Origin of the sequence: Streptomyces sp. NBC_00316 (assembly GCF_036158715.1) — a bacterium.
Classification (GTDB): Bacteria; Actinomycetota; Actinomycetes; order Streptomycetales; family Streptomycetaceae; genus Streptomyces.
Map to the genome: position 1 here is coordinate 8462021 of NZ_CP108023.1, position 12621 is coordinate 8474641.

Sequence of the window (12621 nt, forward strand, 5' to 3'; positions counted from 1 at the left end):
CGTGACCGAAGAGCAGCAGGAGCTACGCCGGCGGCCGACGATCTCCGATGTCGCCACCCTTGCCGGGGTGTCCAAGGGCGCCGTGTCCCGGACGTTCAACGGGGGCAAGGGCATCAGCACCGCCACCATGGCAAGAATCCGGGCGGCCGCCGCCGAGCTCAACTGGACGCCGAGCACCGCGGCCCGCGCCGTCGGTGGCGGCCCCGCGCACGCCGTGGGGATGGTGCTGCGGCGGCCTACGGAACTCCTCGAACTCGACCCGTTCTTCCCCGCGTTCCTGTCCGGCGCGGAGAGCGCGCTCACCTCGGTGGGGTACGCGGCGGTGCTGCGGTTCGTCGACGACTCCCACACCGAGCGCGAGTGCTACGAGCAGATGGTCGGCGAACGCCGGGTCGACGGCTTTCTGCTGACCGACCTGCGCCACCGCGACCCCCGCTTCGAGTGGCTCAGCCGGCTGGGCACCCGGGCCGTGGTCGCCGGATCACCGGGCCGTACCTGCCCGTTCCCCTGGGTCAGTACCGGCGGCGCCGACCAGGTCCGCGAGCTGACCCGCCACCTCATCGCCCAGGGCCACCGCAACATTGCCCATGTCTCGGGACTCCCGAGCCTGCGCCACGCCCGCAGCCGTCGTCAGCTGTGGGAGGACACCCTGGTCGAAGCGGGTCTCCAGCCCGGCCCCGTGGTCACGGGCGACTTCACCACCGAGGGCGGCGCGCAGGCGACCCGCGAACTGCTCGACCGGTCACCGCGTCCCACGGCGATCTTCTACGCCAACGACCTCATGGCGATCGCCGGGCTGTCCGTGCTCGCAGAGAACGGAGTGAAGGTCCCCGACGAGATGGCCGTGGCCGGGTTCGACGACATCAGCCTGGCCAGCTACGTCACCCCGGCCCTGACCACGGTCCGGTGCGACTACCGCCGGATGGGGCAGATCGCCGCCCACACGCTGCTGGCGCAACTGCGGAACGAGGACGTGGCGCCCCAGATCACCATCGGCGGCGAACTGCGGCTGCGGCGCTCCACCGGCGCGTGACCGCTCCGGTCCTGGGCCCGTCCCACTCCGCTCTCCCATCCGGCTCGGCAGAGGAGCAACACCTCATGCACACAGGAACCACGGGCTTGGACCGATCCGTCGAGGAGGGACCGCGATGACCGGTGCCGGCCACCCCGTCGCACCGTGGCCGGCCCGGCGGCCGACCGTCGACGTGCCCTTGTCCCTCGGCGTCACGGGCCGAGTCACCGATGCTCCGGACAGCAGGCGCGGCGCCGTGGGCGCCGCAGGACCTCTGCCGTCCCCCGACGAGGAGATCGGCCGGCTCCCACGGCCGAAGACGGCACTGCGGTGGCGGGCCCGATGAACCACAACAGCACTGCCGATGAGCCCGCCGCCCCGGACGTTCACGCACCGTGCGCCCCCGCTCCCGATCCCGGCGGGCCCGGGCACCAGATCCCAGGCGGGCGGCATACCACCGACCTCGGGGGCATCTGGGAATTCACGACCGACCCCGACGCGGCCGTGTGGGACAGGCTGCCCGTGCCGGGCAGTTGGGACGTGCACGACAGGTACGCCGACCACCAGGGAGACGCCTGGTACCGGCGGACCTTCGACACACCCCGACTCGGCGCCGTGCAGGTCGCCCGGCTCCACTTCGAAGCCGTCTGCCACACCGCGACGGTCTGGCTGGGGGACACCCGGCTCGGCACGCACATCGGTGGATACACGCCCTTCGAGTACGACGTGACCGGGCTGTTGGCGACCGACGGCAGTCCCAACACCCTCACCGTCAGGGCCAACAACGACGAGGCTGTCGGCGCCGGCTGGCTCTGGGGAGGAATCTCCCGCCCCGTCACCCTCACCGTCGACCCGGCCGTGCGCATCGAACGGCAGCAGGTCATCGCCCACCCCCGACTGGCGGACGGCACCGCCGAGGTGACCACGGAGGTCACCGTGTCCAACGCCCTCGATCACGACCGGACCGTACGCCTCGGTGCCACGCTCACCTGCACGGAGGGCCGCGCCCTGCACTGCGGAGCGATGCGCCCCGAGCCACCCGCCGGCCGGGACCTCACCGTGCCGGCCCGCTCCACGAAGACCGTCCGCCTGACGACCGTCCTGCCCGCGGGTTCGTACGAACTGTGGTCCCTGGACCACCCGACGCTCTACCGTTCCACCGTCACCCTCAGCGAGGGCGACGAGCTTTCCTACGCCCTCTCCGACCGCTTCGGCATCCGCAGGATCGACATACTGCCGGACGGCCTGATGCTCAATGGCGAACGCGTCCGCACTGTGGGCTTCAACCGCGTCCCCGGCGACCGCGTGCACGGCGGCACCGAGCCGCCGTCGGTCATCCGCGCCGAGATCGGCCACATGAAGCGGGCCGGGGCGGACATGACCCGCATCCACCACGTCCCGCAGTCGCCCGATCTCCTCGACCACCTCGACGAGGTCGGGATGCTCAACATCGCCGAGATCTCCGTCTGGGGGCCGGAAGTCCGCCTCGACCCCGAGCGCTGGATACCCGAGCTGCGTGAGATGGTGCACCGGGACGCCAACCACCCCTCCATATGCGCGTGGTCCGTGGCGAACGAGATCAAGGGCACCGAGGAAGCGGGCCGGAACTTCGTCAGGGCGTTGATCGACCACACCCGCGCCGAGCTCGACGACTCGCGCCCCCTGACGTATGTCAGCAACACCTTCAGTGAGATCGAGGGCCCGCAGGACGAGGCCCTCCAGTACACCGACTTCATCGCGGTCAACATGTACCGGGACTACGCGGAGCGGCTGCAGCAGCTGCGCATCCACTACCCGGACAAGCCGGTCTTCGTCAGCGAGTTCAGCAGCGACGGTTACACCTTCACCCCCGACCGGGAGAGCCTCGAGCACACCTCACGCCATGACGGCGGAATCCCGGCGGAACTGTCCCGCCTGCCGTGGGTGATCGGTGCCTCCCGATGGACCTTCGACGACTACCGCAGCCGCTTCCGGGGGACCTCCGTCAACCAGCTGCGCGGGTGGGGCGTGCAGACCGAATGGGGTGGGCTCAAGCGCAGCTACGACCAGATGCGCGTCGCCTTCGCCCCGGTCGGAGGACTGTTCCTGACGTCAATGGGCGACGGCACCCGGATCACGGTCGTCCCACGGACCGCGGGCGAGCTGCCCAGCCGCGTTCTGCGCGACCACCGGCTGCACTGGCGTGCGGTGGATGCCTGCGGCGCCACCGTCGCCGAGCGGTGTCTCGCGCTGCCGGACATCGCCCCGGGCGCCGCGGCTTTCAGCCGGGACGTCGCATGGCGGACGGGCGGGTGGCAGGGCAAGGAGGCCATCTCCGAGCACGTGGGGCTGGTCGATCCGCAGGGGTACGAAGTCGCCGCCGCCGACCACGCTCTGGCCGCGCCGGCCACTCCCCGCGTCGCCCGGACCGTTGCGGCTGACGGCGCCCTGCGAGTGGTCTTCGACCATGTGACGGGAGCCGACCACTACCGTGCCGAGGCGGCGCAGGAAGGAACCGGCACGGCGTCCCTCTTCCGTACCGTCCACAAGGACGGCCACGCAGACATCACGGGACTGCTGAACCGAACTCCGTACCGGGTGCGTGTCGTCGCCGTCTGCGCGGCGGGCGAGACCCCCTCCGAGTGGAGGACCGGGCTCACCCCCCGGGCGGACGCCGGGCCGCTGCCGCCGGATGCGCAGGCACTGAAGCCGGTGCCGGGCGGCGCTGTTCTCCACTGGCGCGGCGCGGGCGCGGACCGGGCCTACGACATCGAGGCCGCCGATGCCCGCAGCGGTGAACCGATCCGCTCCTGGACCACCACGCTGCGCGGCTTCAGCCGAATCGAGGACCTGGGTTCCGGGCGCCAGGTGCGGGTCCGTATCCGTGCCCTGCGCGCCGACGGTGTGGCCAGCGCCTGGTCGGAGTGGATGGAGACAAGGACCTCGTAGGAAAGGGCTCGCCCGTGTGCCGTGCCCTGAGAACCCTCCGGGCACGGCACACGGGCGAGCCCGACCGGCCTGCGCCCGACCGGCCTGCGCCCGACCGGCCTGCGCCCGACCGGCCTGCGCGCGGCCGGCCTGTGCCCGAGCGGCTGCAGGCCGGCGACGGATCAGGCATAGGCGCGCAGCGCCACGATGCGCGCCTCCGGTGCGCCGTTCGTCGCCTCCACCACCACCCGCAGCGCGGTGGTCCGGAACGGGGCGAACCGGTGTATCCGGTGCCGGCGGCGGTTGCCGGTCTCCCGTGCGACCGGCGTCCAGCCGCCGCCGTCCTCCAGTGCCTCGATGCGGTAGTCGCGGACCAGCTCAGGCATGATCTCGAACTCCGTTCGATGCCGGTGGAGATTGTTGAGGTACTCGTCCACGTCGTCGTCGAGCACGAGGTGCACCGTGCCGATCTCCACCGGGGCGTCCCAGTCGAGCCGCAGCCACGCCTCGCCCCGCTCGCCCGCGTGCCACATCTGCGGTCCGCCGAAGGGCCGCTGGTAGCCGCCGACGGTCTTGTCCGGGCCGTACGCCCGGGTCGGTCCGGCGCGGAAGCAGAAGCTGCGCCGGCGCAACCCCCGGGCGACCCACTCGGCGACCGCCTGGCCGTTCTCCTCGGGGATGTCGTGGTCGACGCCCGACTCACCGGCGAGCTTGCGGGCCAGGCAGAGCACGCCCGTACGCCGCTGGTCGACGAGGTGCAGATACGCGTGCGGATCGGCCCGTACGATCACGACGGCGTTGCGCGGCACGTCCGGGTGCCAGGGCAGATGGGCGGACACCCACTGCTCCTTGCCTTCGGGGACGGACACCGTGCGGGAGATCAGATGGCGGGCGGGTACGGCGTTCTCGCCGCGCAGCGTGTCCCAGAGCTCGACGGTCAGCTCGGTGGCGGTGCGTACGTCGACAAGCAGTTCCACGTCGTCCAGGCGCGGATCGACGGGGAGCACAAAGGCGAGGTCACGGTCCAGCGGCAACGGCGTGGTGGTGGTGTCGGGCCCCGGCTCCACGGCGAGCCGGGTGAGCGTGCTGGAGGCGCAGGCGCGTGCCGCACGGGCCAGGTCGTCCGGGTCGGTGTTGCACACGCCCATCAGCGAGGCGTCCTGCCGGAGCAGGGTCTGCTGAAGGAGCGTCAGCCGTCCGTCGTGCAGCTCGCGGGGTGTCACGCCGAGTGCGGCACAGAGAGCCGCGCCCGTGCCTGCGGCCTCGCCGAGCGTGGCGCAGGTGGCCATGACCCGGGTGGATCCGAAGGCGATGTGGGTGGCGGAGATGTTGCGCCCGGCGAAGAGGAGGTTTCCGACGTTCCGCGAATAGATGCTACGGAAGGGGATGTGGTAGACGCCGTCGGAGTAGCGCTGACGGGCACCGGGTTCCTCTGCATACATGCCCTCGACCGGATGCAGGTCCACCGACCAGCCGCCGAACGCGATCCGGTCGTCGAAGGGATGCTGCGCCATCACTTCGGTCTGGGTCAGCACGTGGTCGCCTAGGAAGCGCCGGTACTCACGCTTGCCGGGAATGGCTCCGACCCACTCCAGCGTGAGATTGCCGGCGTCGAACCTGCCGCTGTTCTTGATGTGGTCCCAGATGCCGTGGACGACGGACCACAGCTCGTCGCGGATGCGCTCGTTGTCGTCCACCGTGTCGAGTTGGCCGCCCCACTCCACCCACCAGTAGTCGCAGCCGTTGTCGCCGGTACGGATCAACCGGTGCTCGGGAATGGGCGTGTCCAGGATGTTCTTGGCGAAGGACGGAGCCACGTACTTCACCGGGTGTCCGGCGTCCTTCGTATAGAACAGGATGGTGCTGCCCAGCAGTTGGCGGTCGGGCTCCGCCGGCGCCCACTCCTCGCCGTGCTCCGCGCGGGACTCGCGTCCGATGCGATGGTCGGCCCCCGCGAGATGGCCGATGAGGCCGTCGCCGGTGCAGTCGACGAAGACCGGCGAGAAGAACGTGGTCAGCCTCTCGGATCCCATGGTCCAACCGGTGACCGAATCGATCCGTTTCCCGTGTTCCGCGGTGATGTCACGGACATCCGTGTTGAGGAAGAGCTGCAGATTCGGCTCGGCGAGCACCGCGTCCAGCACGACCTGGTCCCAGTAATAGGGATTGCCCTCCGGATTGCGGTACTGGTTCTCCACGTACAACTCACCCATGATGCCGGTCTCGCGGGCCCAGCGGTGCACCCCGTGGGCAGTCGCCCCGCACACCCACACCCGCACCTCGCTGCTCGAATTGCCGCCCAGTACCGGTCGGTTGTGCACCAGGGCGACGGTGCGGCCCAGCCGTGCGGCGGCGATCGCGGCGCACACTCCGGCCAGGCCGCCGCCCACGACGGTGACATCGCTGTGGACGCTCTCCTTACGCATGAGGCGCTGGTTCCCTTCTGTCCGGAAAACGCACCCGCGGACCCGGGCACAGCCGGGCGGCGCGGGAGGAGACACTGAGCCCGCTGCCGGTGGTCGGCACTGCTCCGGGCGTGAACGAGGCCGCCCGAGTGGCGGAAGAGGCCACCGCTGCCGCGGCCCCCGCACTGCCGAGGCGCTGCCACGGACAGACGTGCCCCGCGGCCGTCACCACCGGGGGACCTTCCTTTCGTAACCGGGGTCGATGCGTTGCATGTAGCCGGTGTCGTCCCGGGTGCGCAGTCCGCAGGCCAGATATCGCTCGTGCAGCCGGGCCAGTGCGTCACGGTCGAGTTCGACGCCCAGCCCCGGGCCCTTGGGTACCTGCACCGATCCGTCCGCGAACGACAGGGCCCCGGCCTGGACGACGTCCTCGGACTTCCACGGCCAGTGGGTGTCGCAGGCGTATGTGAGGTGCGGCGTGGCTGCTGCCAGATGAGTCATTGCCGCAAGACTGACGCCCAGATGCGAGTTGGAGTGCATGGACAGACCCATGCCGAATGTCCGACAGATGCCGGACAGCAGCTTCGTGCGGTGCAGTCCGCCCCAGTAGTGGTGGTCGGAGAGCACCACCTGGACCGCATCCCGCTCGACGGCCGGAGCGAGGTGCTCGAACGCGACGACGCACATGTTGGTCGCCAGCGGCATGGGCACCTCCCTGGCCACCCTGGCCATGCCCTCGATTCCCGGGGTGGGATCTTCCAGGTACTCCAGAACGCCTTCGAGTCTGCGTCCGACGTCGATCGAGGTCTCCACGCTCCACGCCGCGTTCGGGTCCAGCCGCAGCGGTCGATCGGGGAACTCCTCGCGCAGCGCCCGGATCGCTGCGATCTCCTGCTCCGGAGGGAAGACCCCACCCTTGAGCTTGAGCGCCTGGAAGCCGTACTCGTCAACCATGCGCCGGGCCTGGGCGACGATCCCTTCTGGGTCCAGCGCCTCCCCCCAGGAGTCCGGCTCCCCGCCCGGGTGAGACCCCCATTTGTAGAAGAGATAGGCGCTGTACGGCACGTACTCGCGTACCGCGCCGCCGAGTAGGTCCGACACCGGTCGCCCGGCCGCCTTGCCCTGAACGTCCAGGCAGGCCACTTCGAAGGGGGAGAAGACGCGGTCCACCGTACCGTCGGCAGTGATCGTCCCGGTGAGTCCGTGCCCGTCCGAACCGGTGCTCGCGCCCAGCACCTTGGCCACCCGCTGGTGCATCGCTCCCAGCGCATGGACGTCCATGCCCACGATCGCGCCGGCGGCCGACCGCAGCCGACGCAGGTGGTCCTCATCCGCGTAGGTCTCACCGAGTCCGCAGAGACCCTGGTCGGTGGAGACTTCGACGATCGCACGCAACGCGTAGGGCTCATGCACGCCCACCGCGTTCAGCAGCGCCGGGTCACGGAACGCCACCGGCGTGATGGTCACCTCTTTGATCCGGATGGCGCCGCCCATCAGGCGGTCACCGCCGCATACGGCGGGGGACCGGCATCGATGGTGGGCCCCGGTGCATCCAGGTGCTCTGGGGCGCACGCTCGCGGAGGGAAGAGTGGTTCACGTCCATGAATCGAGAACACACTTAAGAACATGTCAAGAATGTATGACTCGTTGGGAGTTGAGGTCAAGGGCGTCGCGGAGACCGAGCGTGTGCCGTCCAGGACATTCAGGCGGGAGGGCGTTGGGTCCGGTGCAATTCCCCGTTGTCCGAATCGAGTTGCGGGAGCCGTACAGTCATATCTGCGATGAGGGAGACGGCCTGACATCGGGCTTGGGGGATCGCGAACCCGCGCGAGCGGTGGGCTTCCCGGAGGCACGCGACGCTCCGAGCCCACACCGCCTGGGCCGATCACGCCCCGAGGCTCCTCACTCAGCGCAGGACCGGTGGACCGGAGCCAAGATCTCGGAGAGGATCCATCGAGCGCATCGGAACGGATGGCCAGGAGACACCCTGTGATCACTCAAGGAGTAAAGGTCACAGGGCGGTGCAACGTCTGCGGTGGCACGACGATCTGCGACATCGGGCGATCGCCGGACGCCCCGGTTGGGATGTGACCCGGCCCCCCGGTACGCCCCAGCCGGCCGCTCGCTGGGGGAACGCGAACCGGCCGAGGCGGCTCTCACAGCGCCTCACTCGCCCGTTTCGCAACCGCGCAGACCTCGGTCGCGAGCTCCCGGACACGGGAGCGTGGGCAACGGGTGCTCGGCAGAGCGACGGCCAGGGCCGCGACGGACTCCCCCTGGGAGTTCCGGACGCAGGCACCGACCGCGGCGATGCCCCGGCCGCTCTCGCCGAAGTTGGTGGCGTAGCCGAGGCGCCGGACGGCGGCCAGCTTCCTTTGCAGCATGACCCGTTCGGTGGTGGCGGCGCCGGGGGCGTTCGGCAGGTCTCGGGGGTAGAGAGCGCGGAGCCGGTCGGCGGGCAGCTCCGCCAGCAGTGCTTTGCCGCCGGCCGTGGCGTGCGCGGGCAGCAGCATGCCCACGCGGGAGCCGACACGCAGCACCTGGGTGGTCTCCACACAGTCGATGAACCGTGCGCCGTTTCCTTCCAGCACCATCAGGTGACAGGTTTCGCCGAGCGTGCCGTGCAGCTCCTCCGCGTACGGGTGCAGTGCCGCACGCAGGTCCGGGGCGGCATGGGCGGTGAGGCCGAGGAGCTGCCCGAAGGCGGGCCCCTGGCAATACGCCTTGCTCTCGTCCTGCACGGCGAAATTGCGGTACCGCAGCGTGTTCAGCAGCCGGTACGCCGTGGACGGTGCCACCCCCAGGGACTCTGCGGCGTCGGTCACCCGTAGCTGCCGCTTCTCGCTGAGCAGCAACAACAGCCGCAACGCGGAATCGACGGACTCGACGGGACGCGCATTCGTTTTTCGCACAGCGAAATATGTAACAGCTGCGATTCCGCAGAGGAACCCTCCCGGCCTAACGTCCGATGCACCGCCGCCGCACCGTCGCATCGGCGGCCCCCTTTTTTTGGAGGTGTCATGTCACGTACGCAGCTGGATGTGCGCGCAGAACTGGGAGAGGCGCCACTGAGGCCCTTCCACTGGTTCCTCACCGGGCTGGTCGTTCTGGCCACCCTCTTCGACGGCTACGACACCTTCATCCCCTCATACATGATCGGTTTTGTGGAGGAACCCTGGCACCTGTCCTCCGGACAGGCCGGCTTCCTCATGTCGTCGGGCCTCATCGGCTTCGCCGTGGGTTCCCTGACCCACGGCATCGTCGCCGACCGGCTGGGCCGCCGCCCCACCCTCATCGCAGGGCTGCTGATCGCCGGCGTCTTCAGCGTGCTGACCGGCGCGCTGGCCCACTCCTTCACGACGTTCGTGATCCTGCGCGTCCTCACCGGGCTGGGGCTCGGCGTCCTGCTCCCGCTCGGCACGGCGTACATCAACGAGTACCTGCCGGACCGTGTGCACAACCGGATGGCCGTCATCGGCGGCACCGGATTCGGGCTCGGTGGGGTGCTCGCCGCGCTGCTCGGCATCGCAGTGGCGGGGCCGGACACCTGGAACCCGCTGTACTACATCGGCGGCGGCGCGCTCGTCCTCGGCCTGGTGTACCTCGTGGTGTTCCCCGAATCCGTGGAGTACGCGGTGGCCCACGGGCGGCACCAGGAGGCGGCGAAGCTCCTGTCGCGCGTGCGTCCGGACCGTGCGGAGCTCTACCGTTCGGCCGAACTGACCGTCCCGGCGCGCCCGGAGGGCCACGACTGGCGGCTGATCTTCTCCTCCACGTACCGAGGTCGCACCCTGGCGCTGTGGGCCACCGCCTTCCTGCTGCTGTTCAACGTGTACGGCCTGTCCACCTGGACACCGAGGCTGATGATGCAGCGCGGCGAGGGCTTCGCGACCGGGTACACCTTCGGGGCGGTCCTCCAAGGCATGTCGATCGCCGGTGCGATCCTCGGCGGTTTCGTCGCCGACCGCCGCCTCGGGGCACGACGCAGCTTGATGCTGTGGTGCGGTCTGGGCTCCGGGGCCGCCCTGGTGGTGGCCTTCACCGACACCACGGCGAGCAACATGATCGCGGTCGGTGGTGCCGGGATGTTCATCATCGGCGGGCAGTTCCTGCTGAACAACGTGTGCGCCGGTACGTATCCGGTGCAGGCACGCGGTACCGGCGAGGGACTGATGCTCGGGATCGGCCGCGTCGGCGGCATCCTCGGACCGTACATCGGAGGGGCGCTGATCGACGCGTTCGGAGGAACCGCGCCGTTGTTCGTCGTGGTCGCCTCGGCCGCCGCGCTGGCGATCATCAGCGCGTCCTTCGTCACCACCCGCCGGCAGCGGACCGGTCTGCCGACCGCCACCCCCGGCCAGGTGCCGGCCGTCTGAAGGCCGCCCTTCTCTGCCGGGCCCGCTTCCCGGGTCCCCTCTCTGCGCCTTTCGGGCGCGAACCGGCAGGACGGCAGCCGCCCCGTGACCGCACCGGGGCGGCCCCGCCCTCGCCTGCACAGTGAAAGGAACACACCATGTCCGCACGCCCTCGTGTCCTGATCGTCGGGGCCGGAATAGGCGGGCTCACCCTCGCCCTCGAACTCCACAAGGCCGGGTTCGAATGCCGGATCTTCGAGGCAGCCGCCGAACTGAAGCCGATCGGTGTCGGCATCAACATCCTTCCGCACGCCAGCCGCGTGCTCTCGGGCCTCGGCCTGGAGGCGGAGCTGTCCCGGGTCGGAGTGACAACCCAGGAGTCCGTCTACTACAACCGATTCGGTCAGCACATCTTCACCGAGCCCGCCGGCCGGAACGCCGGATACGAGTGGCCGCAGTACTCGATCCACCGTGGTGACCTCCAGACCGTGCTGGCCCGCGCGGTCGTCGACCGGCTGGGCCCGGACGCGCTGGTCACCGGCCACCGCTGTACATCGGCCGAACAGGACGAGCACGGTGTGACGGTGCACTTCCGCCTCGGCTCCGATGAGGGCGCGCCCACCGTGTCCGAACGCGCCGACGCCGTCGTGGCCTGCGACGGTGTGCACTCGGCGATCCGCAAGCAGCTCCACCCCGGAGAGGGCGCGCCGCGCTACTCGGGCTACAACATGTGGCGCGGAGTGGCCCCCTGGGAGCCGGTGCTCAGCGGCGCCAGCATGATCCGGGCCGGTTGGCTCGCCACCGGCAAGATGGTCATCTACCCGATCCGCGACCGCGTGGACGAGCACGGCCGTCAGTTGGTCAACTGGGTCGCGGAGATCGAGACGCCGCGTCACATCGACCGCGACTGGAACCGTTCCGGCCAGGTCGAGGACTTCGTCCACGCCTTCGCCGACTGGCACTTCGACTGGCTGGACGTGCCCGCCCTCATCCGGTCCTCGCAGGACATCCTGGAGTACCCCATGGTCGACCAGGACCCGCTGGACAGCTGGGGGGAGGGCCGGATCACCCTGCTCGGCGACGCCGCCCACCCCATGGTCCCGCGCGGTTCGAACGGTGCCGGCCAGGCCATCCTGGACGCCCGGGCCCTGGTCGAGGCGCTGACCGCGCACGCCGACGACGTGCGTGAGTCGTTCACCGCCTACGAGAACGAGCGCAGGCCGGCGACGGCCGCAGTGGTGCAGGCCAACCGGACGAACCCGCCGGACGCGATCCTGCGCGAGGTGTACGAGCGGACGGGTGACCAGCCGTTCGAGGACATCGAGGATGTGATCCCGGCCGCCGATCTGGAGTCGCTGATCGGTCGCTACAAGACGGTCGCCGGGTACTCGCAGGAGGCCCTGGCGCGCAGCTGAGGAAGGCCCTCCGTGTTGTCTCCGGACGGGAAGTACCGCGTGTGGAGTATGCCGCGGCCGGGCGCCGTCGTACCGGCCGCGGCAACGTCGTCGCAGACATGACGGGGACCCAGGACCGGGTACGGCTCGGGAACCCCGGAAGGCGCGCTGCTCCTTCCCGGGCGTTCCACCGACCGGGAGCCCCCGCGCTGCACGGCCGCCATTTCGGTGTGGGGGTCGCCCTGCCCGGCACCGACGCCGGCCGGTGGCGCCGTGTGCGGCCGGACCCGGCCACTCGTCAGGCGCCAGGACGCCGGATCGGGGCCCGCCGGCGCAGACGGCCCCTGCACCACGACGCGCAGGCTGCGTTCCCACTGCCTCGGTGGAAGTGGGAACGTAGCCTGCGATCGGTTCGTGCCTTTCGGTTTGGTCAGGTGTCCCGGCTCCGGTGCCGGCCGGTGCGCCCGGTCCGGCCTGTGGCCGGCTCCCTCCGGCGCGGTCGTCCGGCCGGTGTCTCCTGCTGCCGGCCCGGGGACGTACCGCAGGGC

Annotated in this window: 8 protein-coding genes; 5 read left to right on the plus strand and 3 right to left on the minus strand. The window is 70.3% G+C overall.

The features are described 5' to 3' along the window. The first annotated feature begins 1 nt into the window (after position 1). The 3 genes from OG878_RS37830 (at position 2) to OG878_RS37840 (ending at position 3940) form a co-directional block, all read left to right on the plus strand. Positions 2–1033, plus strand: coding sequence for a LacI family DNA-binding transcriptional regulator (locus tag OG878_RS37830; RefSeq protein WP_328890963.1), 1032 nt, complete (start codon positions 2–4; stop codon positions 1031–1033). A 115-nt stretch (positions 1034–1148) separates the two neighbouring features. Then, a complete protein-coding gene (locus tag OG878_RS37835) occupies positions 1149–1358 on the plus strand; it encodes a hypothetical protein (RefSeq protein WP_328890964.1) in 210 nt (69 codons plus the stop codon). After that, positions 1355–3940 (plus strand): glycoside hydrolase family 2 protein, encoded by a 2586-nt coding sequence (locus tag OG878_RS37840; protein WP_328890965.1) that lies wholly within the window; start codon positions 1355–1357, stop codon positions 3938–3940. Before OG878_RS37835 ends, OG878_RS37840 begins: the two co-directional genes overlap by 4 nt. Before the next feature lie 161 nt (positions 3941–4101). Here the strand turns inward: OG878_RS37840 and OG878_RS37845 are convergent, their stop codons facing one another. The 3 genes from OG878_RS37845 to OG878_RS37855 form a co-directional block, all read right to left on the minus strand. After that, complete coding sequence (locus OG878_RS37845) at positions 4102–6345, minus strand: FAD-dependent oxidoreductase (protein ID WP_328890966.1); 2244 nt, start codon at positions 6343–6345, stop codon at positions 4102–4104. Between the two features lie 204 nt (positions 6346–6549). Then, positions 6550–7818 carry a glucarate dehydratase family protein gene (locus tag OG878_RS37850; RefSeq protein WP_328890967.1) on the minus strand — a complete coding sequence of 423 codons (1269 nt, stop codon included), beginning with the start codon at positions 7816–7818 and terminating at the stop codon, positions 6550–6552. Between the two features lie 662 nt (positions 7819–8480). Further along, positions 8481–9236, minus strand: a complete 756-nt coding sequence (locus tag OG878_RS37855) for an IclR family transcriptional regulator (RefSeq protein ID WP_328890968.1) — start codon at positions 9234–9236, stop codon at positions 8481–8483. A 108-nt stretch (positions 9237–9344) separates the two neighbouring features. Here OG878_RS37855 and OG878_RS37860 point away from each other — a divergent pair, with 108 nt between their 5' ends. After that, a complete protein-coding gene (locus tag OG878_RS37860) occupies positions 9345–10700 on the plus strand; it encodes an MFS transporter (protein ID WP_328890969.1) in 1356 nt (451 codons plus the stop codon). A 137-nt stretch (positions 10701–10837) separates the two neighbouring features. Then, the gene (locus OG878_RS37865) at positions 10838–12094 is read left to right on the plus strand and encodes a flavin-dependent oxidoreductase (protein ID WP_328890970.1); all 1257 of its coding nucleotides are present in this window, start codon (positions 10838–10840) and stop codon (positions 12092–12094) included. Positions 12095–12621 lie beyond the last annotated feature (527 nt).

Excerpts from the sequence above, each read along its gene's own strand:
- OG878_RS37835 (WP_328890964.1), top strand. The coding sequence starts at position 1,149 with ATGACCGGTGCCGGCCACCCCGTCGCACCGTGGCCGGCCCGGCGGCCG.
- OG878_RS37840 (WP_328890965.1), top strand. The coding sequence starts at position 1,355 with ATGAACCACAACAGCACTGCCGATGAGCCCGCCGCCCCGGACGTTCAC.
- OG878_RS37845 (WP_328890966.1), bottom strand. The coding sequence starts at position 6,345 with ATGCGTAAGGAGAGCGTCCACAGCGATGTCACCGTCGTGGGCGGCGGC.
- OG878_RS37850 (WP_328890967.1), bottom strand. The coding sequence starts at position 7,818 with ATGGGCGGCGCCATCCGGATCAAAGAGGTGACCATCACGCCGGTGGCG.
- OG878_RS37860 (WP_328890969.1), top strand. The coding sequence starts at position 9,345 with ATGTCACGTACGCAGCTGGATGTGCGCGCAGAACTGGGAGAGGCGCCA.
- OG878_RS37865 (WP_328890970.1), top strand. The coding sequence starts at position 10,838 with ATGTCCGCACGCCCTCGTGTCCTGATCGTCGGGGCCGGAATAGGCGGG.